Genomic DNA, 25,728 nt, shown 5'->3' with positions numbered 1-25,728 from the left:
CTGGTTCGCCGTATACGAATGGAAGTCGCATTGTCCGGACGGCCGGACGGCCGGAATCCACCCCACACCACAATGGTTCACCAGCGACAGGATTAACCTGAACGCCACATTCGGACAAGAGGCCGAGTCGACCAAGTGGGCCGCGAACACCCTTGCAGTGGAGACGAGTTGAACGAAGGGCCGACCGGTCGCGCCGGGCGCCCGGGCGAGTCTCCGGAGTTCGGGGCGCAGGTACGGTGCGCACGCGAATAGTCCAGCCCGCGGCGGCCTGCGTGGCGCGATGCCACCGGCGCTGGAATATTGCTAGAAGTGACGGCAGTCACACGCAATGGAGTTCGATGTGCGCTTCGCGACGCGCGATGTCCGCCGCTCGGTCATCGTCAGCCTCATGGGTACCACGCTCGTCTGGTACGACTTCTTCCTCTACGTCAACGCTTCCGTGCTGGTCTTCAAACACCAGTTCTTCCCCTACCTCTCCCCCTTCGCGGCGACCCTCACCGGCATCGGCCTCTACGGGGCCGCGCTGGTGGCACGGCCGGTCGGCGGGGCGCTCTTCGGGCACCTCGGCGACCGCCACGGCAGGCGCCCCGCCCTGGTCGGCGCGCTGCTGCTGACCGGGGCCTCCACCGGCCTGGTCGGGCTGCTGCCCGGATACGGCCAGATCGGCTTCGCCTCCCCGCTCCTGCTGGTCACGCTGCGCCTGCTCCAGGGGCTCGGCCTGGGCGGTGCGTGGGGAGCCGCCACCGTCGTCGCGCACGAGTGCGCCGAACCGGGGCGCCGGGGGCTGGTGTCGAGCTGGGCCCAGATCGGCGCACCGGCGGGCAACCTGCTGGCGTTCGGGGCCATGACGGCGGTCTCCGGTGCGCTGACGCCCGCACAGTTCATGACCTGGGGCTGGCGACTGCCCTTCCTGCTCTCCGCCGTGCTGGTGGTGGTGGGGCTGTGGGCCCGGGCCCGGATCGAGGAGACCCCCGCCTTCCGGACGCTCGCCCTCACCGGGGCCCGCAGCAGGCGGCCGGTCGTCGAACTGATCGCCCGGCACCGCAGGCAGCTGCTCGTCACCACGGCGATCACCGCCGGAGCCGACGTCGTGCTCTTCGGCTTCTCGTTCAACTACGTCCTGACCCTGCTGCGCGTCGCCGGCCTGTCGCTCAACGCCCTGATCGCGCTCTCGCTCCTCGCTCCGCTCGCGCTGATCGCCCTGATCCCGTTCTTCGGCGCGCTGTCCGACCGCTACGGGAGACGACGGGTCTGCCTGGCCGGGACCATCACCATGGCGCTCTGGGCCGCCGCGTTCGCGCCCCTGCTGCGCTTCGGCTCTCCCCCGGTCCTGGTGCTCGCCTACCTGCTGTCGCTGGTGGGATTCGCCGCGATGTACGCCCCCCAGGCGGCCCTGGTCTCCGAGCTCTTCCCGAGCCGCGTGCGCCTCAGCGGAGCCGCCGTCGGCTACCAACTGGGCGGACTCCTCGGCGGCACCCTCGCCACCTACCTGACCGCCGAGGCCGCCGACTGGTTCAAGTCCCCGGCCGTGACCCCGCTCTACGTCCTCGCCGTCCTGGTGGTCAGCGGTACGGCGCTCCTCACCCTCGCGCGCCACGGCGAGGACGACGGCTCCCCCGCAGTGGCCGGGCCGTCGGGCTCCGGGCTCCCCACCCCGTCGAGCCGTCCCCCAGCACCGGCCCCCGGACTCCCCGGGTGATCCGGCCCGCAGCACCACCGGGTTCCCCCACCCCGAGAAAGGCACGACCCCATGAAACACCCCATCGGTATCGCGGCCGCCGCCCTCACAGCCGGCACCCTGGTCGGCGGACTGCTCGTGTACGACACCTCCGCCGCCGGAGTGCCCCAGGTCATCACCTGTGAGGACAGCTTCACGATGACCTTCAGCTCCGGCCTCACGCTCGTCCCCCAGGACAACATCACGGCCACCCTCGGCGACCCCAAACTGCTCAACTGCACCGGTGACGCCCCCATCACCCAGGCCGACTACGTGGGGACAGGCCTCGGCAACGGCGTGACCTGCGCGGCCGGCAACTACCAGAACGCGCCCGGCACCCTGCAGCGCGTCACCTGGGAGACCGCGAACGGCCAGCCCACCACGGAGGACCCGGGCACCACCGACTTCACCTGGGACATGCAGCCGATCCAGGACCTGCTCAAGTCGAGCAACCCCCTCAGCGGCGGCATCACCGCGGGCCGCTACAAGGGCGCCACCTGGACGGTGGTCCTCGACCCGGTCAAGTCCGACATCGACCTCACGGCCTGCAACACCCCGACCGGCCTGAAGTCGATGACGCTGGACGGGACGGTCACCATCACGCTGCCCACCGGCACGCAGTCCCCCACACCGACACCGACCTCCACATCCAGCCCGACCTCCACCGCCACCCCCACGCCCACCCCCACCCCCACGCCTACGCCTACGCCCACGGTCACCCCCACCGCCACCCCCACGGCCAGGCCCATGCCCGTCCCCTTCGTCCCCGCGCAGGACGCCTGATCCCGAACGGGCGCCCCACCGCCGCGCTCCCGCAAACCCCGCCCCTCGCTGCGGAGCGAGCGGTGCCCGGCAGGCTCGGGCCGGGCGGGACGAGTCTCCTGGACACGGCGGCCTGACGAAGTGCCGGGCCCCGACGCCGATCAAGCCGGCGTCGGGGCCCGGCCCGCTGTTCTAGAAGGTGAGGGTGATGCAGCCGCTGCCGCCCTCGGTGCCCGCGGTGCCGTCCTCGCCGGGGGTCTGGGGGTCGTCGAAGTTGCCGACGTAGTCCTGGCCGTCGCCGCCGTCCCCGCCGTCCCCGCCGTCGCCGGTGCCCACGGGGCAGGCGGCCGGCACAGGAGCCCCCGCTGCACCGCCTTCGCCGCCCACGCCGCCCGTGCTGCCGGGGACGGTCTCGCCGACGGTGGCCGGTGTCACGTCGACGCCTTCCTCACCACCGGCGCCGAGGTCACCGTCGGATCCGCCTGTGCCGCTGGGTCCTCCGCCCTTGCAGGCGGAGGCGGGGACGCTCCCTCCGCCGTGGCCTCCCTCGCCCCGGGCGCCTCCGAGCACGCTGCCCGCGCCCCCGCCCCCGGGCCGTGACCCGCCGTCCACGGCTGCCAGGACGGCTGCGCCGCCGGTGAGAGTGGACCGGCCCCCGGCGCCCCCGGCACCGCCGTCGGCACCCGGGTCGGCCTCCTCACCGCTGGCGCCTCCCGCCCCACCGGCTCCGCCGGTGCCGACGGTGAGCGTCAGCACGTCGCCAGGGGTGACGGCCAGGGTGCAGGTGACCCGGGCGCCTCCCCCGCCGCCGCCTCCCGCCCCGCCCCCGCCGCCGCTCTTGAAGAGGCCGGTGCCACCTCCCCCGCCCCCGCCGCCTCCCCCGGAACCCGCCGCGACGAGGGTGACGGTGATGCCGGTGACACCGTCCGGGACCGTGAACGTGGCGTCGGTGGTGAAGGTCCGGGTGGTCGCGTCCCGGGCGGGCGCGGTGACGCCGGCTGGCAGGACCAGCGCCCCCGCGAGGCATCCGGAACCGAGGGCGGCGCGCACCCTCCGGGGGCGGGCAGGCCTCACACGGGCTCCGGCCGTCACCCCATGGTCGTAGCTCATGCTCAAACAGTGCTGCGGCCGCGGTTCTCCCGCGACGCCGGAGGGGAGATCGGGTGACCCGGCCCGCCCTCAGCGGGGCGCCGGCAACGGCCACCGGGCCCGCCCGCCCCGCTGCACCCCGGGCTCGCGCACGTAGACGAACAGCCGAACGGCAGCAAGGCTTCTCGGTCGACTGGGTACGCCTGTCCGGATGAGACACGGAGTGCGCCGACAGCGCGCATGTACCGGTTGATCGAGTACCGGGGATTCTTGGCGCCAAGGCACGACACCGACGAACAGGAAGAAGAGCACACGATGAGGCGTCTGATGGTGGCGGCGGTCGCGGGCGGGTTGCTGGCCGTAGCGATCCCGGGGGCGGCCGGGTCCGCGCACGCGACGGAGGTACTGAAGGACCTGACCTGCTCAGGGCCGGTGACGCTGACGTTCAAGAACCCGGTGACCGACGCGGCGGCATCGAACTCGTACACGGTCGAAGGCAGTCTCGACGACTGTTACAGCGCCGCCGGAACCAACTCGAACGTCGACCACGGCACGATCTCCTCGGTCGGCACCGGGACGTTCTCCTGCGTGTCCTACCATCCCTTCTCCGGAACGGCGACCTTCACCTGGTACGACGTCAACAACAGGAACCTCGGCCGCACCACCGTCTCCTTCCAGGGCGGGGAGAAGGGCAACTCGGGTGGCAGCGAGGTGACCAACGACGAGACCGGCATCACGGACGTGACCAGCACCCTCCTGCCCCTCAACAGCTACCAGGGCAGCTTCGACCTGTCCGGCATCACCGGCTCCTGCGACACCGGGGTGACCGCCCTGACCGGGAAACACGAGGTGGACTTCAGCCTCGCCTCGCTCTGAGCGCACAGCACGCGCTCCCGCGCCCCCGGGCAACATCCGACGCCCGGGGGCGCGCCATTCCTGTGGCCACTGCTCGGAAGGCGTGCACCGTTGCCGCGTCGACTCCGGCACAGTGGCGGACCGGATGCCGTCAAGCGCGTTGACCGCCCTGCGACATGACCACATGTCAGAGTACGAACCACTGGCCTGGAAGCCCGCTTCACCGCTACGTGCCGATGGAGGCGCAGACATGGTCGATGGAATCCGCGAAGAGGACGAGTCCGGCGGGCCGGGGGCAACACCGGTGGCACGCCGAAGCCTCCTCAGGGCAGCAGGACTGGGTGCGGCCGTGGTGGGCTTGGGCGCAGCCGCGCCAGCAGCAGCCGCAGCCGCAGCCGCAGCCGAGGACCGGTCCGTGGCCCCCGCAGGTGCCACCCGTCGGCCGGACGCGCTCAACAGCGTGAACCTGTACTGCTCGGCGGACGCGGGCACCTACATGGGCGGCGGGACGGCCACCGTGCAGGTCACGATCGGCAACTTCAGCAGCACCGCGGCCACCGGACCGGTGTCGCTGAAGGTCATCACCCCGTTCTACGCCAACGTCGCGACGCTGCCGTCCGTCAGCGGCGGCACCTCCCGCTGGCTGTACCAGAACAACGCGCCCGACGTGCCCTCCGTCATCCAGGTCTCGTTCAACGGCTTCCCGGCGAACACGGCCGTGACCGTTCCCGTCACCTTCGCCCTGCTGCCCGGTGCCCCCAACATCCCCCCGATCGGCCGGGCCATCTTCACCACCGACGCGAACAACACCACCGACATGGACAGCGATCTGACCCGCAACGTGTGGGAGTTCGGCTTCGTCCGCTCCAGCCTGGGCGCCCCACCCCCCGGCAACGCCAACCTCTACTTCACCTCCCCCCAGCTCCCCCTGATCGCCGGAGGCGCGTCGGCCGAGGTCCCGTTCCACTTCTACAACGGCGCCGGCACCCTGTTCGACGGCACCCAGAGCCCCGCGAACTTCACCTTCTCCACCCCCTTCTACACCCAGATCCCCACCACCGGCCGCCCACCCGGCCTCACCGCGCTCTACGAGAACAACGACCCCGCCATCCCCTCCGTCTACCGGCTCTCCGTCCCCCCGGGGCTCGGCGCCCTCGGACCGCAGACCCCCGCCACCATCGGCATCCCCTACCTGATGCAGAGCGGCGGCCCGAGGGAGTACACCGTCTCCTCCGCCATGATCACCCCCACCGGCGGCGACACCCAGGGCGACCTCTCCATCGCCCACCACCACTTCGGCATGGTCTCCGTCATCAACACCCCCGTGTAGCCCGGTCGGATCACCGGTACTGCTCCTGGTGTCCTGCGCCGGATCTCCGGCGCAGGACACCAGTGCTCCGAGCCCGCTCCGCACGCCTCCGAGCGCCAGGCCCGCCCGGAACCCACTCGTACGCTCACTCCACCGCTTCCAGGCCCGGCAACGGCGCCGGACGGGGCCCGCTCGGCGCCGCCGGCCGCCGCAAGCGCGGTGTCCACCAGTTGAGTTCGCCGAGCAGGCGCATGGTGGCGGGGACCAGCAGCATACGCACCACGGTGGCATCGACGGCCACGGCCACCAGGACACCGAGGGCGATCTCCTTCACGGTGACGACGGGGCTGGTCGCGAAGGCCGCGGCGACCAGCACGATCAGGGCCGCCGCGGCCGAGATCAGCCCTCCGGTGCGCCCGAGGCCGGTCACCACGGCGCTCGCGTTGTCCATGCCGCCGCGGTGGAGCTCGCGGATCTGCGCGATCAGGAAGAGTTCGTAGTCGACGGAGAGCGCGAAGACGAACATCAGCATGATGGCGGCCTCCAGCGCGCCGACGTATCCGGTGGGTCGAAGGCCGAGCAGCCGGGCGCCGTGGCCCTCCTGGACGGTCCAGGTGACGGCGGAGTAGGCGATGCCGAGGGACATCGTCGTGGTGATGACGGCCTTGACCGGGACCAGCAGCGATCGGAAGGCCAGGAAGAGCAGGCCGAGCGTGACCACCAGCAGGTACCCGACCAGCGCCGGGAGCCTGGCCCCCAGGGCGTCCAGGACGTCGACGTTGGCGGCGGCCGGTCCGCCGACCAGGACCAGGCCGCCGTCGGGCGGGTCGAGCGCCCGCACGGCGCGCACCAGTTGCTCGGCGGCGGGAGCGTCCGGAGCCTCGTCGGTGGCCACGGTCAGCAGCGCGCTGTGCGCGGTGCTGACCCGCAGCCGGACGTCCTGGGCGTCCGGCAGTCCGGCGAGCCGCTCCTGCCAGCGGGCCAGTTCGGCCTTGCCCGGCTCGCCGCCGATGTCGTCCCGCAGGTGGGCGACGACCTGGAGTTGGTCGAGCGCGGCCGCCGGGAAGTCCTCGTGCAGCAGCTCCTGGGCCCTGCGGCTGGCCGCCCCGGCGGGCAGGGTCCGCTGGTCGCTCGCCGCGAGGTGGAGCCCGACGACCGGCGCGCTCAGCACGGCGATCACCGCGACGGCGGCGGTGAGCCAGGCCCACGGGTGGGTGACGGCGCTCCGGCCCAGCCGGTACCAGAACCCCGTCTCCTGGTCCGCCGCCCAGGCCCGTCCGAGACCGGCCCGTCCGAGGCCCGGCAGCCGGATGCGCCCGGCGTCGACCCGAGGGCCGAGCACGGCCAGCACTGCGGGCAGCATGGTGAGGCTGACGGCGCCGGCCAGCGCGACGGTGACGGCGGCGCCGATGCCGAGGGAGCGGGTGATGGGGAACGGAAGCAGGGTCAGGCCCAGGACGGCGAGCGAGATGGCCGTCGCGGAGTAGAGCACGGTGTGCCCGGCGGTGGCCATGGTGGCGGCGACCGCCCGGTGCCGGTCGCCCCGGTGGCGCAGCTCACGCCGGAAGCGGACGACGACGAACAGGGCGTAGTCGACGGACAGCCCGAGAGCGATCATGACGACGACGTTGCGGGTGACGTAGCTGACCGGCACCAGCGGGGCGAGGAGCCGCAGCACCCCGAAGGCCATGGTGAGGCTCGCGCCGGCCACGGCCAGCGGCAGCAGGGCCGCGGCGAGGCTGCCGAAGAAGAGCAGGAGCAGCAGGAACAGCAGGGGGAAGACGTAGAGTTCGGCCCGGGTGAGGTCGTCGTCGACGGTGCGGTCCAGGTCGGCCTCGAGCGGGACCTGCCCGGCGTAGGTGACGGTGAACCCATCGGCGTGCAGTAGACCGCGCATCCGCTCGTAGGAGGCGGCCTTGGCGTGGTCGCCGGTTCCGGCCAGTCCGACGACCACGCAGGCCGCGTGCCCGTCGGTGGAGACGAGTTCCCGCTTGCCGGTGTTCCAGTAGTGCTGGGCACCCGCCAGCACGGTCCTGGGCACGGTGGCGAGCGCGGACCGCACGGCTTCGCCGAACTCCAGGTCGTCCACGGTGAGGGTTTCGCTGCGGAAGACCACGATCGTGCTGGTCCCGCCCGCGTTGTAGTGGTGTTCGATGACTTCGAGCGCCCGGCCGGACTCGGCCCCGGGGTTGGTGAAGCCGCCGTGGGACAGTCGCGCGGGCAGCCCGGCCCCGACGACCGCGGCGACGGCCAGTAGCAGGGCGGTGGTCCACAGCACCGCCCAGCGGTGGCGGGCGACGAGTGCGCCGAGCCTGGCCCCGCTGCCGTCGGGCGGCGCCGGGGTGGTTCGGACCGTGCCCGCCCGGGGGTCAGTCCCGGCGCAGGGCGAGGACGACATTGTGGCCTCCGAAGCCGAAGGAGTGGCTGAGCGCCGCGTCGATGCGCTGCCGGCGCGCCGTCCCGGTGACGCAGTCGATGTCGAACTCGGCGGTGTCGGGGGTGAGGTTGGCGACCGGCGGCACCAGTGCGCGTTCGATGGTCAGCACGGTGAGCGCCGCCTCGATCGCTCCGGCCGCGCCGAGGCTGTGGCCGAGCACGCCCTTGGGGGCGGTGACGCTGGGCCGGTGCGGCAGGGTGCGGGCGATCAGGCCGGCCTCGGCGGCGTCGTTGAGCGGGGTGGAGGTGCCGTGGGCGTTGACGTGGCCGATGTCGCCGGCGCCCAGGCCCGCGCTGCGCAGCGCCGTACGCAGCGCCTGTTCCGCACCGGCGGCGCCCTGGGGCGGCGCGGTCGGGTGGTGGGCGTCGTTGCTGGCGCCGTGTCCGGCGAGCACGGCGCGCGCCCGGGCACCGCGCGCCTTCGCGTCCGCGGCGCGCTCCAGGACGAGCACGGCGGCGCCCTCGGCCAGGACGAAGCCGTCCCGGTCGGCGGCGAACGGCCGGGAGGCGCCCGGCACGTCGTGCCCGCGCGCCGACAGGGTGCCCATCCGGTGGAACCCGGTCGCCACCAGCGGGCTGAGGGCGGCTTCGGCGCCACCGGCCAGGACGATGTCGCAGGACCCGGCGACCAGCAGGTCGTGGGCGATGGCCAGCGCCGTGGCACCGGAGGCGCAGGCGGTGGCGCAGGCGAGCGTGGGACCACGCGCGCCGAACTCCTGGGCCACCTCGCCGACGGCCATGTTTCCGATGACCATCGGGATCACCGTCGGCGAGACGTGGGCCGGCCCGCGCTGATGGAGTCGGCGCAGCTGGTCCTCCCAGTGCGGCGCGCCGCCGAAGCCCACCCCGAGCACGACGGCGACCCGGGCGCCGTCCCACCCGCCGGTGTCCAGTTCCGCGTTCTGGACGGCCTCCCGGGCCGCGAGCAGCGCGAGCTTGCTGAACCGTCCGATCCGCCATGCCTTCTTTCGCCCGACCGCCGTGTCCAGGTCCATGGCGGGGATGCGGCAGGAGAACGTCACCGGGGCGGCGTCGAGGTCCGGGTCCGGTGACGCGGTGGGTGTGCCGGCGCAGACCCGCTGCCAGGTCTCCTCGGCGCCGAACCCGGCCGGGGTGACGAGCCCCAGGCCGGTGACGGCGATCTCGGGGCGGTTCACGCGACGGGTTCGGTCGCGTCGCCGAGTCGGGCCTGGACGATCCGGGCGACGTCGATGAGCGTGCTCTGCCGGTCGGCGTCCTCCTGGCTGATCAGGATGCCGAACTCGTCCTGGAGCACGAAGGCGAACTCGGCCAGCGCGAGCGAGTCGACGTCCATCTCCTCGAACGTGGCGTCGGGGCTGATGACGTCGGCGGATACGCCGAACCGCTCGACGAGCAGGGTCTGGGCGGTGTCGCAGACGTCGTCCACGGAGAGCGTCGTGTCCATCGTGGTTCCTTTCCGGAGTGTGAGGGGGGCGGGCTCAGCCGCCGGTGGTGCGGTGGTGACGGGTCAGTTCGGCCATGGCCTGGTCGAAGGTGGTGGGCGGCTCGAAGCCGAGGTCGCGCCGGGCCGCCGTGAGGTCGAACCAGTGCGGCCGAGTGAGCTGGTGGAGCAGGAACCGGCTGAGGCCGTGGTCGGTGTGGCGGCGGAGCACCGTCGTGGTGGCGTCGGCCAGTACGGCGGCGGCCAGGGCGACGGGGTAGGGCACTGGACGCCAGCTCGCGCGGCGTCCGGCCGCGGTGAGGAGCCTGGCCACCACCTCGCGCAGCGGCCGCGGTTCGCCCTGGGCGATGAAGTAGGCCCGCCCTGCCGCCGGGTGGCCCGGTCGCAGCCGGTCCAGCGCGAGCAGGTGGGCGTGGGCCGCGGTGGCGAGGTGGCAGGTGTCGACGAGGTTGGTGCCGCGGCCCGGCATCAGCAGTCGCCCGGTTTCGGTCGCCCGCAGCAGGGCGGGCAGGAAGTGCGGGTCGCCGGGCCCCCAGATCAGGTGGGGCCGCAGCACCGTGGTCGCCAGGTCCGGGCCGTTGGCGGCGAGGACGGCCGCCTCCGCCTCGGCCTTGGTGCGGGGGTAGGCGGCCGAGTGGCTCCGGGGCCCGGGCAGGGACTCGTCCGCTCCCGTGACGCCCTCGGGGGTGAAGGCCACGCTCGCGGTGGAGGTATAGACCAGTTGGCGAATGCCGAGGGCGCGGCAGGCGGTCAGCACGTGCCGGGTGCCGTCGACGTTGACCGCGCGGTACGGCCGCTCGGGGCCCCGGACGCCGGCCAGGGCCGCGTTGTGGATCACCGCCTCGCACCCGTCGAGGGCTCGCCGGACCGTATCCGGGTCGGCGATGTCGCCCAGGTGCTGACGGACCCCGAGGCGCTCCAGCTCCGGACTCCAGCGGCGGTTCAGCGAGACCGCCACGTCGCCGCGCCCGGCGAGGCGGCGGCACAGCTCCAGGCCGAGGAAGCCGCTGCCCCCGGTGACCAGGATCCTCATCGCCCGCCTCCCAGCACGCCGCCCGGGCGTCGTCGGCGCAGCCGGCGGCGGGCCCAGCGGGCGAGGCGGTCACGGTCGACGCGCGAGTTGTGCCTCGGGTCGGTGGGCAGCCGGTGGTGGAGCAGGACGGTGGAAACCCGGTGGCCGCCCGGCACCGCCGACAGGGCGTGCCGAAGCCCCTGGAGGACGGCCGTCGCCGAGTTGGCCCCCGATGGCGCCAACTCCACGCACAGCACCGGCCGTTGACGGCCTGCGGGCCCGAGGCCGATCAGCGCGGTGCGGCCGATGCCGGGCACCGCGTCGGCGATCCGCTCGACCACGGCGGTGTCGAGCGCGAACCCGGCTCCGTGCACCCGGTGCGCGGAGCGCCCGAGGAACCACAGCCGGCCGCTCTCGTCGAGCCAGCCGAGATCGCCGGTGCGGTGCAGTACGTCCTCCCCGGTGCCGACCTTGGCGGCCGCGTTCGCTCCCGGGCGGGCATGGTAGGCCCGGCTGACCTGCGGGCCGCCGACCGTGATCTCCCCGTAACTCCCTTGCGGCACTGTCCGGTTGTACGACACGGGGCCGACCGGCACCAGGACGTGGGCCGCGATGCCGGGCACCGGGCGGCCCAGGCAGACCCCGCGGTGGGCGTGCAGCGGTTCCGCGTGCGCGGCGGCCAGTTCGGCGCTGTCGATCACGCTGACCGGCAGGCATTCGGTGGCGCCGTACGCGCTGAGCAGCGTCGCCTCCTCCGGCAGCGCCCGGCGCAGCGCACGCACCAGCCGTTCGGACGGCGGGGCGCCGAAGGAACAGGCCAGCCGCACCGGGGCGAGCGACAGACGGCCGTGCTCGCACTCCCCGGCCAGGGCCCGCAGCACCGCCGGGGAGGCACACACCACCGAGGTGAAGTGTTCGGTGACGGCGCGCGCCAGGTCGGCGCCCCGGGTGCGGGCCGGTCTGAGGTGGTCGATGGCCGGGACGACGGTGGTGGCGCCGGTGGCGGGCCCGAACAGGGCGAAGGGCAGGAACCCGGCGAGCAGCACCTCGCCCGGGCCCAGCCCCAGCAGCCCGGTGAGGGAGCGGACCTGGGCGGCCAGCTGCCGGTGCTCGTACTCCACGCCCTTGGGCACTCCGGTGGAGCCGGAGGTGAAGGCGATCAGCGCGAGCGAGGCGGCGGGCGGCGGGCTCGGCCATGACGGTTCCGGCCGCTCCGTCTCCAGCTCCGGCCGACGCGCGCACCACGCGCGCCACGCGCGGCCCGTGAGCAGTGAGACGGTGACGTGCGGGCGGGCCCAGCCGAGCAGCAGCCGGGCCAGCTGGGCGAGCGGGTCGCCGATGAACACCTCGGGCCGCGTCTCGTCCAGACAGGCCCGCAGCGCCGGACGGGGCAGCGCCGGGTCGATCAGCACCGGCACCGCACCGAGGGCGAGCAGCCCGTACACGGTGGTCACCAGGTCGTACGGGTCGCGGGCCATCACCACGGCCTTCTGCCCGGCGCCGACGCCCGCCTCGCGCAGTTCGCGGATGCGCGCCCGGCAGGCGGCCTCCAGCGTCGCGAAGTCGACGGTGTGCCACCGGCCGCGCGGAGCGGGCCAGACGAGCGCGGTGCGGTCCGGCTGCAGGCCGGCCCAGCCGGCCAGGTGGGCGGCGAGCGTCTCCGGCCAGGCGTCCCGTTCCTCGGTCGCCCCGGGGACCGCGCTCACCACCGCAGGGCCATGACGCCGAGGCTGGTGCCGCTGGCCAGGCCGAGGATCCCCACCAGATCGCCCTCGTGCAGCCGGCCCCGCTCCTGCGCGAGGACCAGCTGCAGCGGGATGGTGGCGGTGGCGACGTTGCCGTAGTCGGGGAAGGTGGGGATCACGGCCTCGGCGGGGATGCCGGCGGATGAGCAGAGGTCGCGGGTCATGGCCGCCGAGGGCTGGTGGACGCAGAACAGCGCACAGTCGGCCACGGAATCGATCAGTTCGCCCGCGGCCTTGAAGGCCTGTCCCCGCAGCTCCGCGAAGGAGGCCGTCAACGCGGCGTCGTCGACCTCCAACTCGTGCATCCGGCCGGTGGCGTACGGGCTGCGCAGTACCGCGCTCGGCCACGCGGCCGGATTGGCGAAGAAGCGGCTGCCGAGGATGCCGGGCCGTTCGCTCGCCTCCACCAGCACGGCCGCCCCCATGTCGCCCAGCGTGAGACTGGCCAGCGCCGATGCGAGCCGACCGCGGTCCGGAATGCGCCAGCGGGTCATCCGGCTGGGCACCTCCCCGGTGACCACCAGCACCCGCCGGTAGGAGCCGAGCCTGATCAGCGCATCCACGCTCTCCAAGGCGCTGAGCACGCCGTTGCAGGCGTTCATCAGATCGAAGACCGGTGCCGTGACACCGAGCTTGGCGGCCACCACGTTCGCGGTCGCCGGCTCGTCGAGGTCCTTGCTGATCCCGGTATAGACGAGCAGGTCGATCGCCTCGGGCGGGAGGCCGGCGTCGCGCAGGACGGCGGCGCCCGCCCGGGCCGCCAGGTCCGAGGGCATTTCCTCCGGCGCCGCCACGCACCGCTCGCGCAGCCCGAACATGTGCTCCAGCAGTCCCGCCGGCAGCGCGGCCCCGGGGCTCTGCCGGCGCAGCTCCTCCTCGATCTCGCGGGAACTCTGGCGGGCCTCGGGGACATGGACCCGCACGAGACCGATCCTGCTGTGGGGCGAGGGCATGGGCACCTTTCCGTGATGGTTCGTCATCGCGTGGACAGGAAGCGCCGAAGCGGCCTGATCAGGGAATCGCCGGCGTCCTCCAGGACGAAGTGGCCCGCGTCGGCGAAGGCGTGCACCTCGGCGTGCGGGAGTCTGCGCCGCCACTCCCGCAGGACGAGCGGTGTGAACACCGGATCCCGCAGGCCCCAGCCGATGAACACCGGCAGCCCGGCGAGGTCGGCGCTGTCGTCACCGGGATCGACCAGGGACCAGGCGGGATCCGCGCCGCTGCGCGGGATCTGCCGCAGGAAGTCCCGCACCGCGCGGCGCTGCCACGCGCCGCGGTACGGCCGCAGGTAGGCGGAGCGGACCTCGGCGGGCAGCGGCCGGACCACTCCGGCGCGCAGCGCCGCCCGGGGGAAGACGTTCAGCAGGTGCGCCGCCTCGCCGAGCGGTCGGACGTCGCGCAGCAGGGCCAGCGAGCGCGGCAGCCGGTAACCCTCGGGCCAGCGGAAACCCACGCTGTTCAGCACGACCAGCTTCGTGACCAACCCGGGATGCCGCCTCGCCCACGCCAGGCCGATCGGCCCTCCCCAGTCGTGTACCGCCAGGGTCCAGCCCGCCGACGGCGCCCGGCCCTGCTCGATCAGGTGGGCCGCCAGCGCGTCGAGGTGCTCCAGCCGCTCTGCGAGCGGAATCGGACCGGCACCGGTCCTGCGCTGAGAGAGCCCCATGCCCAACTGGTCCGGCACGATGCAACGGAAGTCCTCGGCCAGCGCGGTGATAAGACGCCGCCACAGATATCCCCACGTCGGGTTTCCGTGCAGCATGAGCACGACGTCGCCGGATCCGTGGTCGACGTAGTGCAATCCGGATTCCGCCTCGCGCCGCCAGTGCTCCGCACCCGGAAAACCGGGCAGCCGATCCACGGCCGGAATCCGGGGGCCGCCGGGCGGAAGAGGTGGACTGGGCGGCATTGATGTCTCCCCTCATCCGTCGGGCGACCCGGCGGGCCGACTGTGAAAAGGTCTGCCGCAGAACGTAGCCCGACACCGGCGGAAGACCCGGCAGGCACACGCCGCTATCCCTCGACTGCCTGATAGTAAAGGTCGTTCACGATCTTCAGTAGCAAAAAGGAAGCTCCATAGGAGCCCGAGGGCGCACTGTGGCAGTCGGGTCAATGTCGCACCGCAAAGACGAATCCGGCTCCTCCTGGATCGCACAGCGCCCCACTGGCGGTGATTCTGACAGCAGCAGTTCGTATACATAAACAGAAGGAGAGCAACTATGGGCGCTCAGCCCACCGCCCCGGGCACGCCGTCGGGGCCGCACACCAGAAATCTCTCGGTCCGGCGGTGGCGTCTCGCCACCGTTCCGCTCGCCCTGGTCGCCACGGCCGCCGGTGCCGGCCTGCTCTTCCAGCAGGCCGCCCCCACCCGGGCCGCCGCCAGCGAGTCCACCGGCCACCGCGACACTCTCCTGACCAAGCTCACCTGCTCCGGGCAGGCCGTCGGCACCAGCAGCGCGCCGATCACGAACACCGCCGGGACCGTGTCCCTCTCCTGGGTCGGCACGTTCGACGAGTGTTTCGCCGAGAACGGCGGGCCCACGGACGTACTGTCGGCGACGTTGACCTTCGCCGGCACCGGCACGCTCTCGTGTTCCTCCCCCAGTACGTTCAGCGGCACCGAGACCATCACCTGGTACAGCGGACTGAACCAGACCGGCAGCGTCGTCGGAACCTCCACCGTGACCACCAACGGCGCACAGGACGTCGAAGGCGACCCCGCGCGCGGGGACATCCTCAACTCGAGCGACGGCACGGTGTCCCTCGGCAGCAAGGTCCTGCCGCTCGCCGGCGTCCTCGCGACCTTCGAGCCCACCAGCGACATCAACCACTGCTCCAACGGCCTGAGCAGCCTCACCGCGAAGCACGACGCCCAGTTCTCCGAACTCCTCTGACCCTCAGCCGCCCGACTTCACAGAACAGGAACACCATGCCCTTGCACTCCTGGGACTCCGACCCCGTGCCGACGCGTGAAGCAGCGCCGTCCAGGCCCCGCCGGTGGCGCCTGGCCGCCGTCCCGCTCGCCCTGGCCGCCGTGGCCGCCACCTCGGCCGTGCTCCTCCAGCAGCCCGCCCCCGCCTCGGCCGCCGACACGCCGGTCGTGACCGACGGGGCCAACGGGGTCGCCGAAACCCGGGCCAACCCGCTGCTCCGGCTCATGTGCGCCGCAGAGGGTACGGTCAACAGCACCACGCCGATCACGGACACCCCCGCCGCGGTCGACCTGTCCATGAACAACGGCACCATCACCAGGTGCCTGACGAAGAACGGCGGCCCCAACCTGTCCGCCGGATCGATCACCCTCACCGGGTCGGCGACCCTCGCCTGCAAGCAGCTCGGCCAGCTCACCGGCACCATCGTCGTCGACTGGGCCGACGCGAACGGCAACCCGGCCGGCACCTCCACCATCAACGCCGCGGGCATGCAGGACGTCGAGGGCGACCCCTCGAAGAACGAGATCTCCAACAGCCTCAACGGCACGGTGTCCCTCAACAGCTCCGTCCTGCCCGGCGCCACCGTCACCGGCACCCTCTTCCCGGGGGCCGACATCACGGACTGCAGCAGCGGAACCATCTCCAGCCTCCCGGGAAGTCGCATGGTCATGCGCTTCAACCTCTGAGGCTCCCTCGACACCCGGCCGGGGCGCGGCACGTGCCGCGCCCCGGCCTCGGATCATCCGGATCAGGAGTCCCGCCCGAAGCAGTCGCCGATCACCGCCGGACGCCCGGCCCGACGCTCTCGACGCCGTTGGTGGACGGGGTGAAACGAGCCAGGTGACGGCGGTGGCAGGGTGGTGGCAGGTCATGCCTCCTGCGCAACAGGCTTCGGGGGGAGCGGCCCCGGGTCAGCTCGGAGAGCCGGACCAGATGACGTCCTTGCGCAGCCGCCCGAGACCGTAGTCGAACTGGACGGAGAACCGGTCGGCCGCGCTGCCCGGCAGGGCGTACGCCGTCAGACCGGTGGCCTCCTCGCCCGGGGCCAGCGAGCCCTTGAGGATCTTCATCCGTCCGCTTCCGTCGATCAGCGTGAAGACGAGGTTGCCCTTGGCGTCCCTGATGGTGGGCAGCCCCGACCCGTTGAGCGAGACCTCCTCCGACCCGGTGTTGACGACGGTGATCCTCACCTGGATGATCTTGGCGTTCTTGGGGGTGTCCGACACGCTGTCACTCGGAACGTACGGCGTCGGCGCGGCCATCGTGACCTTCAGGCCGTCCCCGTACGTGTAGGACTGGCCGAACGACAGACGCCGGGCCCTCTCGTCCGCGGCCGCCTTCTCCTGCTCGGCCTCGAACCTCTTCCGCTCGGCCCCGATCCGCTCCCGCTCCTTCGCCGCCCGCTCGTTGGCGGCCTGAGTCTCGGCATCGGCGCGAGCGCGCGCGGCGTTCTCCTCCGCCCGCCGCTCCTCGTCGGCCGCCTGCACCCGCGTCACGACGAACACCCCGGCGCCGACCGAGACCAGCAGACCGGAAATGCCCAGGATCACACCCGCGAGCGCCATCGCCCGGTTGGTCGCCAGGCCCTTGCGGACGTAGCCCAGCCCGATGGCACCGAAGACCACGGCGAGCAGGGCCGGCAGCCAGGACAGCCAGAAGAAGATGACGGCCAGGCTGAGGACGCCACCGACGATCCCGAGCACCATGGCCGCGGTGCCCAGCCCGTTGCGAGGCTGCGGCGCCGGCATCGGATACGCGTACGGCGGCCAGTACGGGCCGTTCGGAGCCGCGACTGGGGGCGCAGCAGGGGCGGGGGTAGCGGTCGGGGCAGGCACCGTGGCCTCGCCCTGACCCCGGGCCTCGCCCTCACCCTGACCCGGGCTCGGTGCCGCCCATGCGTTGGTGTCGGCCGGCCCCTCGGCGGACTGCGGGCTGTCGGGCGGGGCAGGAACGGTCATGCAAAATCCTTCAAGCGCTTGAGATGATGAGCGGCTGTTCAGCCTCGACGCCAAAGGATCACCTGATCCCCCGACGACAGCGACCGGATTTCCGCGAAGCGATCACCACCCCAGGCCGGATCCGCGCGTCGACACCCTGGGACGGGACACCGACAGGGTCGGCGGGTGATCAACATACAGGTGCCCGGTGACAGCTCCGACGTCGCGGTCCAAACTCAAGCCAGGAACGGGTCAAGCCACCTGAAAGGGAAACACCCGCCATGGCCATCAGGACCGCACCCGTCACCGGGACCAGCCGTCCGGCCGGACTCGGCTTCGCCGTCGCCCGCGAGCTCGCCGAACAGGGCTACCACGTCATCCTCACCGCCCGCGACCACTCCACGGCGGAGTCGCCGGCCGCCCGACCGCGCCGGGACGGGCACCCACCCCGAGCGACAACGTGCACCCAATCCCCAGTCTCAGTCGCTTCAGTCCCTGCCGCCGCCCTGACCTGCGTGAATACGCAGCGACCAAAGGGCCCGGACAGCCCGTGGAAGCCGACAGTCGCTCGATCCGCCCCGGACGACTCCAGCCGTGAGCGCCCGAACAGCCGGTGCCTGAGCTGAGACAGTCAGAGCCCGAGTGGAGTCGGTTCAGGGGGCCGTCGCGGGAACGAGGTGGTCGAGTCCCTGCGCGCTGCCCGTCGCGGCCTCGATCGAGCGCGGCAGCATGATGCTCTCGTAGGCGCGGACGGCGTCGTCGACGCTGGGTTCGGTGGCGAGGGCGTGGGCGAGGTCGGAACCGTCGAGCATGGCGAGATTGGCACCCAGTCCGACCGGGGGCATCAGGTGCGCGGCATCGCCGAGCAGCGTGACGCCGGGGACGTGCTGCCAGGTGTGCGAGGCGGGCAGGACGAACAGGGGCCGGTTGACGAGCCCGCTGTCGCTGTCGCGCAGGACGTGGCGCAGGCTCTCGTCCCAGCCGTCGAACGCCCTCAGCAGGTGCGTCCGCACGGCCCGCTGGTCGCCGAGGTCGATACCGGCGGCCGTGTGCCAGTCCTCCGGCACGCGCAGCGCGATGTAGGCGCGGATGTGGCCGTTGCTGTTGCGCTGGGCGACCAGGGACCTGCCGACGCCCTTCGCCAGCATCGATCCGCTGCCGACCAGCCGCGCGAGGTCGGGGTGACGGGTGTCGCAGTGGTCGAATCCGGTCTCGACGAAGGTGACACCGGTGTAGCCCGGTACGGCGGGCGACAGGGCCGGGCGGACGCGCGACCAGGCGCCGTCGGCACCGACCACCAAGTCGAAGTCCTCGGCGGTACCGTCACCGAAGCACAGCCGGCAGGTGCCGTCCGCCAGCGGGGTGACCCCACTGACGGCGCGGTCCCATCGCACCGTGCCCTCGGCGATCGAGTCCAGAAGCAGGCCGCGCAGTTGGCCCCGGTCGATCTCCGGCCGGCCGCCGTCGGCGGAAGGCCCCTGCTGCGCCAGGAGCGCGGCGGTGGCGAAGTCGAGCACGCGCCACGCGTCTCCTTCGGGGCGGGCGAGGGCGTGGAACCGGTCGAGGAGCCCCGCCGCGCGCAGGGCGGCCTGGCCGGTGTCGGCGTGCAGGTCGAGGGTGCCGCCCTGCGGGCGGGCGCCGGCGGATGCCTCGCGTTCGAAGACGGTGACGGAGCGACCGTGCTGCTGCAGGACCCGGGCGCAGGTGAGGCCGCCGAGGCCGGCGCCGACGATCGCGATGCGGGGACGGCGGGGATCACGGGGATTGCGGGCAGAGTTCATGGGAGTGCCCCTCGGGAGGTGGGTGGGCCGTTGGGAGGCCCGGCACCACCAAGAAAGCACACTCGCTAAATAAGCGCAACGACTAAACTTTTGCAGCGGATGCACTATGTCGGTATGGTGGGCACGTGACCGAACCGACCGGGCGCCGCGAGCGCAAGAAGGCCCAGACCCGCCAGTCCCTGGCCGACGCCGCACTCGACCTCTTCCTCGAACACGGCTACGACCAGGTCGGCGTCAAGGACGTCGCCGAGGCCGCCGACGTCTCGGTGACCACCCTGTTCAAGCACTTCTCCGGCAAGGAAGCCCTGGTCTTCGACCAGGAGGACGACATCGAAGCAGCACTCGTCGCCGCCGTACGCGAACGCACCCCCGGCACGTCGATCCCGCAGGCGCTGCGCGAGCACCTCCTGCTGACGCAGACCCAGTTCGCCGTCCACACCGCGGACCCGCGGTTCGCCGACTTCACGCGCATGGTGCAGGAGACCCCCGCGCTGCGCGACTACGCCCACCGCATGTGGACGCGCCACGAAACCGCCCTGGCACGAGCCATCGCCGAGGCCGTCAACGCCCCCGAGGACGACGTCAGCTGCGCCGCCCTCGCCCGTTTCGCCCTTGAGAGCCGCAGCCTCATCCTGCGGCACGCCGAACCGCGCCGAGCCGCCGACGAGGCCTTCGCCCTGCTCGAACACGGCTGGGCAGCCTCCCGCCCGGGCACCTGACCCGGCCACGCGGCCTCTCGCCCTATGCCGCGACGCCGAGTTCCTTGCCGGTCCGCCGGAGGAACTCGACGACCCGCGGCTCGCGGCGCCAAGGGGTGAGCGCGGTGTTGAACTCGCGGACGTAGTCCTTGGCCCGGCTGGACTGGACACGGGCGAGGATGTCGACGGCCTGGTGGCCGAACGCGAGGCCCTGGTCCAGTTCCTTGCTCTGGAGGTGGGCGGTTCCGACGATGGCCAGCCGCATCCCGACCGAGCGGGTGAACACCCCGGGCGGCATGGCGGCGGCCTGCGCGTTCCACGCGAGGGCGGCCTCGGGGTGCTTCAGGTCGCGGAAGATCTCGGCGGCGTCGGCCGAGAGCCGCGCGTGGTGGTAGAAGTCGATCCACGCCGGCTCCTCGGCGCCGTCGCGGGCCTGGTCGAGCAGGCTCTCGGAGGCGGCGAGCGCGGCGGAGGCGGCCCGGGCGTCGCCGTCCCGGGCGTGGGCCCGGGCCTCGATGAGCTTGGTGAACGCGAGCACCCTGGGGGCTGCCCGGCCCTTGGCCCGCTCGAAGGCGCCCTGGGTCATGTCGATGGCCTCGCCGGCGAATCCCCTCAGCAGGGTCTGCATGGCCATCGTGGTCAGGACATAGCAGCCGAGCTGGACGTCGCCGCCGGCCCGGGCCAGGCGGAGGGCCTGGATGAAGTGCCGTTGAGCGACCTCGTGTTGGCCGACGTCGAAGGCGGTCCAGCCCGCCAGGCGGGACAACTCGGCCGTCGCGGAGAACAGTTGGCGGCCGACCTCGTCGCCGAAGGAGCCGTTCAGGAGCGGGACCGCGCGTTCCCGGAGGCAGGCGGTGACGGAGTCGGCCTTCCAGTTCCCGCCGCCGTATCTGGAGTCCCAGCGCCGGGCCTCGTCTGCGGCGTCCCGCAGTTCGGCGAGGTCGGCGGCGCCGACCCGGCCGCGGCCGCGGTGGGCGGCGGTGTCGTCGGCGGGGGTGACCAGCCAGCGGGTGACCGGGGTGGTGAACGCGGAGACGGCGAAGCCCGCACCGGTGAGGAAGTCTCGGCGGTTCACGCTGCTCCAGAACGAAGTGGCCGTGCGCACGGCCTCGGCGGGGTCCCTCGGGAAATCCCACCCCATCGCGGCGTCCGGCGTCCCGGCATCGGCCATACCGATCTCGCCGAGTTCCACGGGCCGGCCGAGCCGCTCGCCGATCGCCCGGGCCAGCAGCTTCGGCACGGGCCAGTCCGGCACCATGCCGCGCGCCGTCCAGTTCACAACGGACGTGTGCGTGTAGGTCGTGGTCAGCCCGGCTTCGTGGGCGAGCTGGTTCACCCGGTGGGCCAGCGATTTGTGGCTGGCGCCCTCGCACTTGTCGATCATCCGGGCCAGTGCGTCGTTCGGCGGCTTGGTCCGGCGGGTGGTCGGCGCCACGGCGTCCCCCTCAGTCGGTCCCCGCGCGGGCACGGGGAAGTCGTACACGGCCGGCCACGAGAAGTCGCGTGTCCGGCACCCGAGGACGGATCACCGAGGGTAGGGCATCCGTCGCTCATGGTGAATCGGATGCACGATGTGTGAGCCCCCTTGCGAGCCCTCCCCGCACGGGCTGCCAGGCGGTTGCCTGGTGCTCCGGGCCTCCGCCGGGACCTGTGGAAACCTCCTCCCGTCGGGGCCACCACCGATTCACGCTCAGGGGTGACAACCGGATGCGCGGAATCGCAGGACCGGCCGGCGCGGACGCCGCCCGCCCCTTCGGAAGGACACGTTCGTGAAACTCACCGTGATCGGCTGCGGCTACCTCGGCGCGACCCACGCCGCCGCGATGGCCGAGCTCGGCCACCAGGTCCTCGGCATGGACACCGACACCGACAAGGTCGACGCGCTGAACAAGGGCCAGGCCCCGTTCGTCGAGCGCGGCCTGGACGACCTGCTCGCCGAGCACACCGCCACCGGACGGCTCCGCTTCACCGCCTCCTACGCGGAGGCCGCCGACTTCGCCGACGTCCACTTCCTGGGCGTCGGCACCCCGCAGCGGGACGGCAGCGGCGCCTACGACCTCACCCACCTCCACACCGCCGTCCGGCGCCTGGCCCCCCGGCTCGGCGACGGCGCGGTCATCATCGGCAAATCGACCGTCCCGGTCGGCACGGTCGCAGAGCTGCGGCAGACCCTGGACGAGCACCTCCGCGCCGGGGTGAGCGTCGGCCTGGCCTGGTCGCCGGAGTTCCTGCGCGAGTCGTTCGCCCTCCTGGACACCCTGGAGCCGAACCGGATCGTGCTCGGCGTCGAGGACGGTGACACCGGCAGCGAGGCCGCCTTCCGGCAGGTCTACGCCGACATCCTGGCCGCCGGCTCCCCGCTGATCGTCACCGGCATCGCGACGGCCGAGCTGATCAAGGGCGCCGCGAACGCCTTCCTCGCCACCAAGATCTCCTTCATCAACGCGATGGCCGAGCTCTGCGAGCTGGCCGGCGCCGACGTCCGGCAGATCGTCCTCGCCCTGGGCTACGACCACCGGATCGGCGCCGAGGGCATGCGGCCCGGCCTCGGGTTCGGCGGCGGCTGCCTGCCCAAGGACCTGGCCGGGTTCACCTACCGCGCCGAAGAGCTCGGCGCCGACACCGGCCTGCTCCGCCAGGTCGCGGCGATCAACCGGCGCCGGCGCGAGCACACCGTCGAACTCGCCCGCGAAGTCCTCGGCAACGCCGTGACCGGCCAGCGGATCGCGGTCTGGGGCGCCGCGTTCAAGGCCCACACCGACGACATCCGCGACTCCCCGGCCCTGGCCGTCGCCGACGCCCTCCAGCGGGCCGGCGCCGAGGTCACCGTCCACGACCCCGCCGCCATGGACAACGCCCGCAGGGCCTACCCCCGGCTCGACTACGCCGACGACCCCACCCAGGCCGTCACCGGCGCCGAACTGCTGCTGCACCTGACCGACTGGCCCCAGTACTCCGACGCCGACCCGGCCGGCCTCGCCCGACACATCGCCGTCCCCCAGGTCATCGACGCCCGCGGCACCCTCGACGCCGCTCGCTGGCGTGCGGCCGGCTGGACCTTCCGCGCCCTCGGCCGCCCCTGAGCAGCTCGGACGACCCGCACGGAGCCCCGGCAGCCACGTGTATCCCGTCCGACTCTCGCGAACCTGCCTTTTGAGCACGGCCGCAAGCACCGCCCCACCCCATGGCCATCACTCACAGCCGACGGCCATGGCGGGCCGACGCCGCACCCGGCAGGATGGGCCCGTGCCGAAGAACCCACCGAAATCGATGCAGCACCACCTGCGTCGGTGCCTGAAGGGCCACGCCCGTGAACGCCGGCCCCACGTGAACGCCGTCACGGTCCGCCTCCGAGCCGGATTCGCCTACGTAGCAGCCGAATTGCCCACCCAGGAGCCCCAGCCTCCGTGGTGCCGGTGCTTCACCACCGGACTGCCCACCGGTTCCCCCGAAGAGGCACTCGGCTGCGCCTGCGGTGTGCACCCGGGCGACCCCGCCGGTCCGCCCCCGTTCGACACGGCAGCCCGGACGACGCGGGCATGATTCCTCTCCCTGCGCTGCCCCCGGGGGCCACGTGGCGCGGCACCGGCACAGGTGTCTTCTACTACGCGGCCCGGGTCGAAGGGCACTGGTGGGTCCTGCGACTCAACGACTTTCCCGAGCATCCCCTCTACACCTTGTTCATCGACGCACGGGTCATCGGTGACGTGGCCGATGATCCGGCCGTCTGGCAGCAGTCGCCGCCTTCTGCGACGCTCCCCGTTCTCTCCGCGCCGGAGCGCACGGAGGTACTCCACCTCATGGCCGGTCTCGGCCCCTACGGCGCCGAGGCCGGCGCCCCGTGCACAAGCGACTGGTGCACCTGCAGCATCCTCACCGACGAATACGCGGCCCAGCTCAACACCCCTCCACCGACTTCTGCGGAGTAGCAGTAGGAGGATCGGCGGCCGCAGGCGCTGTGGGCCGGCGTCGAAGGGTCCGCCCCGGGGCCGGTGTCGTCCGTGCCGCCCGGGTCGGCTCTTCTCCGTGTCCTGACGGTCCGGGGCCAGCAGAGTGCCGGTGGACACGGGCGCCTATGATCGGCCGGGGGCGGATCCGCCCGTTCGCGCACCACCCGCCGGATGCCACCGTCGGGGCCGGCTCACGGGAACGGATCACGGGAACGGGCCACGGGGGCGGACCAAGGGGTGGGGCACGGAGGGCTTTCGGGTCCGGCTGCCGCCCTGCGGACGGGGCTCCCCCGCGGAGGGCCGCGGTACCGGCCTCGCCGTCCGACCCACGACACGCACCCCGGCCGGCCCACCGCACCGCCGACCCGAATGGAGACCGATGTCCGAGATAACCGCCGAGGAGCCGCGCCAGCGCACGGCCGACCCGACGGTCCTGATTCTGGCCGCGATGGCGGCGGTGATGGCCGCGCTCTCGGTCCGCATCCTGATGCTGGACAACGAGTCGACGGACTTCTACTACTTCCTCGGGCCCTGGTACCAGTACATCGCGAACAACGGCGGGTTCCACGCTCTCAGCGGCACCGGCTTCTCGGACTACAACGTCCCCTACCTGTACCTGATGGCCGCGCTCACCTACCTTCCGGTGGCCGCGCTGACGGGTATCAAGTGCGTCTCGATCCTGTTCGATCTGGCACTGGCGTACTACACGTTCCGCATCGTCTCCCTGCGGTCGCCGCAGCAGCCCTGGCGGGCCCTCGGCGCGGCGGTGATCGTCCTCTTCCTCCCCACGGTCGTGACCAACAGCGGCTGGTGGGGCCAGGCCGACGCGATCTTCACGACCTTCCTGGTCGGCGGCGTCTACCACATCCTGCGCGACCGGCCGTGGTGGGCCTGCTCGTTCTTCGGGATCGCGCTGGCGTTCAAGCTCCAGGCGGTCTTCCTGTTCCCGCTCCTGCTCGTCCTGGTGCTGGCGCGACGGATCCCGTGGCGAAGCCTGCTGGCTCTTCCGGCGGTGTACGTGGCGCTCGACATCCCCGCCGTCCTGCTCGGCTCCGACCCCTGGCAGCTGCTGACGGTGTACGCCCGGCAGCCGGACACGTACAAGGACCTCACGCTCAACGCGCCATCGGTCTACCAGTTCGTCTCGGTGCCGTTCGAGGAGCAGGACGCCGTACGGCACGCAGGTGTGCTGGTCGCGGGCGCGCTGGTGCTGGTGCTGATCGGGCTGGCGGTCTGGGCCATCCACCGCGCCGGCGGGGCGGCGGCGCTGAAGGCCGGGGACGGGCGGGAGGCACCGGCGGTACGGGAGGGGCGGCCCGAGCTCACGGACACGGGGATCCTGCTGCTGGCCGCCGTCTTCGCGATCGCGGTGCCGTTCCTGCTGCCGTCCATGCACGAGCGCTACTTCTACGTCGCGGACGTGATCAGCGTGATCATCGCCTTCCAGCTGCCCCGGCGGCTCTGGTACGTGCCGGTCCTGGTCCAGCTGTCGTCCTTCGGCAGCTACCTCAAGTTCATCGCCCCCAGCGTGTCGCCGTACCTGTCGATGCCGGCCCACGGCGCGCTGATGCTGCTGGCGCTGATAGCCGTACTCCGGGCCACCATCGGGGAGTTCCGGCGCTCGTGGACTCCGGGCGACCTCGAACCGGCCGCGGGGGCGGCGGCGCTGACCGCGTAGGTTCGCCGGATCGCCCGGTCACGCGGCTTCGGGCAGCGACCTTCCTCCCTCCCACGGCATGATGGCCACCTCTCGCGTCAACCACGCTTGACACGAGAGGTGGCCATCATGCCGTGGCGGCACGGGAGTTGACCACGGGCGCTCTACCCTTGGGGCCATGAAACAGCAGTACGTCACCATGGTCCTCGCAGGCCTCCTGATCGGAATCCTCGCGTTCGGCGCCGGCTGGTACACGGCCCGCGCCCGGGAGACCGCTCCGGCCCCGACCTACATCACGGTCACGCCGGAGCCGGTCACCGCGGGCACGATCTCCCCTCCCGCCTCGGAAAGTGTTCGGTAACCGATCAACATCGTGGCGTGATGCGCTGGCGGCGATCTTCGCGGCGGGGTGTCCGCGAAGATC

22 protein-coding genes are annotated in these 25,728 nt (G+C 72.5%); 11 read left to right on the top strand and 11 right to left on the bottom strand.

Annotation, left to right across the window (positions count from 1 at the left end; genetic code table 11):
- Nucleotides 1-388: 388 nt before the first annotated feature.
- Nucleotides 389-1,699, top strand: a complete 1,311-nt coding sequence (locus AB0P03_RS25320) for an MFS transporter (protein WP_363630886.1) — start codon at nt 389-391, stop codon at nt 1,697-1,699.
- Between the two features lie 51 nt (nt 1,700-1,750).
- Nucleotides 1,751-2,500 (top strand): hypothetical protein, encoded by a 750-nt coding sequence (locus tag AB0P03_RS25315; RefSeq protein WP_363630884.1) that lies wholly within the window; start codon nt 1,751-1,753, stop codon nt 2,498-2,500.
- 171 nt (nt 2,501-2,671) lie between these two features.
- Here AB0P03_RS25315 and AB0P03_RS25310 read toward each other — a convergent pair whose 3' ends face one another.
- On the bottom strand, nt 2,672-3,589 hold the full coding sequence (locus AB0P03_RS25310) for a hypothetical protein (protein WP_363630883.1): 918 nt from the start codon (nt 3,587-3,589) through the stop codon (nt 2,672-2,674).
- Nucleotides 3,590-3,883: 294 nt separating this feature from the next.
- On the opposite strand from AB0P03_RS25310, the gene AB0P03_RS25305 reads away from it, so the two are divergent.
- Together AB0P03_RS25305 and AB0P03_RS25300 are read left to right on the top strand one after the other, a co-directional pair.
- Complete coding sequence (locus tag AB0P03_RS25305; protein WP_363630882.1) at nt 3,884-4,444, top strand: hypothetical protein; 561 nt, start codon at nt 3,884-3,886, stop codon at nt 4,442-4,444.
- 394 nt (nt 4,445-4,838) lie between these two features.
- The gene (locus AB0P03_RS25300) at nt 4,839-5,753 is read left to right on the top strand and encodes a hypothetical protein (protein WP_363630880.1); all 915 of its coding nucleotides are present in this window, start codon (nt 4,839-4,841) and stop codon (nt 5,751-5,753) included.
- 124 nt (nt 5,754-5,877) lie between these two features.
- Here the strand turns inward: AB0P03_RS25300 and AB0P03_RS25295 are convergent, their stop codons facing one another.
- Genes AB0P03_RS25295 through AB0P03_RS25265 form a run of 7 tightly spaced genes read right to left on the bottom strand, consistent with a single transcriptional unit; the run spans nt 5,878 to nt 14,149 of the window.
- Complete coding sequence (locus tag AB0P03_RS25295) at nt 5,878-8,130, bottom strand: MMPL family transporter (protein WP_363630878.1); 2,253 nt, start codon at nt 8,128-8,130, stop codon at nt 5,878-5,880.
- On the bottom strand, nt 8,102-9,325 hold the full coding sequence (locus AB0P03_RS25290) for a beta-ketoacyl-[acyl-carrier-protein] synthase family protein (protein WP_363630876.1): 1,224 nt from the start codon (nt 9,323-9,325) through the stop codon (nt 8,102-8,104). The genes AB0P03_RS25295 and AB0P03_RS25290 overlap by 29 nt, the downstream gene beginning before the upstream one ends.
- Complete coding sequence (locus tag AB0P03_RS25285) at nt 9,322-9,594, bottom strand: phosphopantetheine-binding protein (RefSeq protein WP_350876141.1); 273 nt, start codon at nt 9,592-9,594, stop codon at nt 9,322-9,324. Before AB0P03_RS25285 ends, AB0P03_RS25290 begins: the two co-directional genes overlap by 4 nt.
- Before the next feature lie 34 nt (nt 9,595-9,628).
- Nucleotides 9,629-10,624, bottom strand: coding sequence for an NAD-dependent epimerase/dehydratase family protein (locus AB0P03_RS25280; RefSeq protein ID WP_363581103.1), 996 nt, complete (start codon nt 10,622-10,624; stop codon nt 9,629-9,631).
- Nucleotides 10,621-12,309, bottom strand: a complete 1,689-nt coding sequence (locus AB0P03_RS25275; protein ID WP_363630874.1) for an AMP-binding protein — start codon at nt 12,307-12,309, stop codon at nt 10,621-10,623. Before AB0P03_RS25275 ends, AB0P03_RS25280 begins: the two co-directional genes overlap by 4 nt.
- Nucleotides 12,306-13,271 (bottom strand): 3-oxoacyl-[acyl-carrier-protein] synthase III C-terminal domain-containing protein, encoded by a 966-nt coding sequence (locus AB0P03_RS25270; RefSeq protein ID WP_363581099.1) that lies wholly within the window; start codon nt 13,269-13,271, stop codon nt 12,306-12,308. Before AB0P03_RS25270 ends, AB0P03_RS25275 begins: the two co-directional genes overlap by 4 nt.
- 53 nt (nt 13,272-13,324) lie before the next feature.
- The gene (locus AB0P03_RS25265) at nt 13,325-14,149 is read right to left on the bottom strand and encodes an alpha/beta fold hydrolase (RefSeq protein WP_363581097.1); all 825 of its coding nucleotides are present in this window, start codon (nt 14,147-14,149) and stop codon (nt 13,325-13,327) included.
- A 418-nt stretch (nt 14,150-14,567) separates the two neighbouring features.
- Between AB0P03_RS25265 and AB0P03_RS25260 the strand changes: the two genes are divergently transcribed.
- Together AB0P03_RS25260 and AB0P03_RS25255 are read left to right on the top strand one after the other, a co-directional pair.
- Nucleotides 14,568-15,242, top strand: a complete 675-nt coding sequence (locus tag AB0P03_RS25260) for a hypothetical protein (RefSeq protein ID WP_363630872.1) — start codon at nt 14,568-14,570, stop codon at nt 15,240-15,242.
- A gap of 35 nt (nt 15,243-15,277) precedes the next feature.
- A complete protein-coding gene (locus AB0P03_RS25255) occupies nt 15,278-15,967 on the top strand; it encodes a hypothetical protein (protein WP_363630870.1) in 690 nt (229 codons plus the stop codon).
- A gap of 225 nt (nt 15,968-16,192) precedes the next feature.
- Here the strand turns inward: AB0P03_RS25255 and AB0P03_RS25250 are convergent, their stop codons facing one another.
- Both AB0P03_RS25250 and AB0P03_RS25245 read right to left on the bottom strand, forming a co-directional pair.
- Nucleotides 16,193-17,239: a DUF4190 domain-containing protein gene (locus AB0P03_RS25250; RefSeq protein WP_363630868.1), complete on the bottom strand. Its 1,047-nt coding sequence runs from the start codon at nt 17,237-17,239 to the stop codon at nt 16,193-16,195.
- 632 nt (nt 17,240-17,871) lie between these two features.
- Complete coding sequence (locus AB0P03_RS25245) at nt 17,872-18,999, bottom strand: NAD(P)/FAD-dependent oxidoreductase (RefSeq protein ID WP_363581089.1); 1,128 nt, start codon at nt 18,997-18,999, stop codon at nt 17,872-17,874.
- A gap of 125 nt (nt 19,000-19,124) precedes the next feature.
- On the opposite strand from AB0P03_RS25245, the gene AB0P03_RS25240 reads away from it, so the two are divergent.
- Nucleotides 19,125-19,718, top strand: a complete 594-nt coding sequence (locus AB0P03_RS25240; RefSeq protein ID WP_363581087.1) for a helix-turn-helix domain-containing protein — start codon at nt 19,125-19,127, stop codon at nt 19,716-19,718.
- Nucleotides 19,719-19,740: 22 nt separating this feature from the next.
- On the opposite strand, the gene AB0P03_RS25235 is transcribed toward AB0P03_RS25240, so the two are convergent.
- On the bottom strand, nt 19,741-21,132 hold the full coding sequence (locus tag AB0P03_RS25235) for a sporulation protein (RefSeq protein WP_363630866.1): 1,392 nt from the start codon (nt 21,130-21,132) through the stop codon (nt 19,741-19,743).
- 334 nt (nt 21,133-21,466) lie between these two features.
- Between AB0P03_RS25235 and AB0P03_RS25230 the strand changes: the two genes are divergently transcribed.
- The 4 genes from AB0P03_RS25230 (at nt 21,467) to AB0P03_RS25215 (ending at nt 25,665) form a co-directional block, all read left to right on the top strand.
- On the top strand, nt 21,467-22,780 hold the full coding sequence (locus AB0P03_RS25230; RefSeq protein ID WP_363630865.1) for a UDP-glucose/GDP-mannose dehydrogenase family protein: 1,314 nt from the start codon (nt 21,467-21,469) through the stop codon (nt 22,778-22,780).
- 456 nt (nt 22,781-23,236) lie between these two features.
- Nucleotides 23,237-23,626, top strand: a complete 390-nt coding sequence (locus tag AB0P03_RS25225; protein WP_363630863.1) for a hypothetical protein — start codon at nt 23,237-23,239, stop codon at nt 23,624-23,626.
- A gap of 400 nt (nt 23,627-24,026) precedes the next feature.
- A complete protein-coding gene (locus tag AB0P03_RS25220) occupies nt 24,027-25,325 on the top strand; it encodes a glycosyltransferase 87 family protein (protein WP_363581079.1) in 1,299 nt (432 codons plus the stop codon).
- 157 nt (nt 25,326-25,482) lie between these two features.
- Nucleotides 25,483-25,665, top strand: coding sequence for a hypothetical protein (locus AB0P03_RS25215; protein WP_363581077.1), 183 nt, complete (start codon nt 25,483-25,485; stop codon nt 25,663-25,665).
- Nucleotides 25,666-25,728: the final 63 nt, after the last annotated feature.

Source organism: Kitasatospora sp. NPDC088779 (genome assembly GCF_040685395.1).
Lineage (GTDB): Bacteria > Actinomycetota > Actinomycetes > Streptomycetales > Streptomycetaceae > Kitasatospora.
This window is presented reverse-complemented; position numbering and strand designations above follow the sequence as displayed.

Excerpts from the sequence above, each read along its gene's own strand:
- AB0P03_RS25215 (WP_363581077.1), top strand. The coding sequence starts at position 25,483 with ATGAAACAGCAGTACGTCACCATGGTCCTCGCAGGCCTCCTGATCGGA.
- AB0P03_RS25250 (WP_363630868.1), bottom strand. The coding sequence starts at position 17,239 with ATGACCGTTCCTGCCCCGCCCGACAGCCCGCAGTCCGCCGAGGGGCCG.
- AB0P03_RS25320 (WP_363630886.1), top strand. The coding sequence starts at position 389 with ATGGGTACCACGCTCGTCTGGTACGACTTCTTCCTCTACGTCAACGCT.
- AB0P03_RS25295 (WP_363630878.1), bottom strand. The coding sequence starts at position 8,130 with ATGTCGTCCTCGCCCTGCGCCGGGACTGACCCCCGGGCGGGCACGGTC.
- AB0P03_RS25315 (WP_363630884.1), top strand. The coding sequence starts at position 1,751 with ATGAAACACCCCATCGGTATCGCGGCCGCCGCCCTCACAGCCGGCACC.
- AB0P03_RS25245 (WP_363581089.1), bottom strand. The coding sequence starts at position 18,999 with ATGAACTCTGCCCGCAATCCCCGTGATCCCCGCCGTCCCCGCATCGCG.
- AB0P03_RS25255 (WP_363630870.1), top strand. The coding sequence starts at position 15,278 with ATGCCCTTGCACTCCTGGGACTCCGACCCCGTGCCGACGCGTGAAGCA.
- AB0P03_RS25310 (WP_363630883.1), bottom strand. The coding sequence starts at position 3,589 with ATGAGCTACGACCATGGGGTGACGGCCGGAGCCCGTGTGAGGCCTGCC.
- AB0P03_RS25285 (WP_350876141.1), bottom strand. The coding sequence starts at position 9,594 with ATGGACACGACGCTCTCCGTGGACGACGTCTGCGACACCGCCCAGACC.
- AB0P03_RS25260 (WP_363630872.1), top strand. The coding sequence starts at position 14,568 with ATGGGCGCTCAGCCCACCGCCCCGGGCACGCCGTCGGGGCCGCACACC.
- AB0P03_RS25225 (WP_363630863.1), top strand. The coding sequence starts at position 23,237 with ATGATTCCTCTCCCTGCGCTGCCCCCGGGGGCCACGTGGCGCGGCACC.
- AB0P03_RS25220 (WP_363581079.1), top strand. The coding sequence starts at position 24,027 with ATGTCCGAGATAACCGCCGAGGAGCCGCGCCAGCGCACGGCCGACCCG.
- AB0P03_RS25305 (WP_363630882.1), top strand. The coding sequence starts at position 3,884 with ATGAGGCGTCTGATGGTGGCGGCGGTCGCGGGCGGGTTGCTGGCCGTA.
- AB0P03_RS25280 (WP_363581103.1), bottom strand. The coding sequence starts at position 10,624 with ATGAGGATCCTGGTCACCGGGGGCAGCGGCTTCCTCGGCCTGGAGCTG.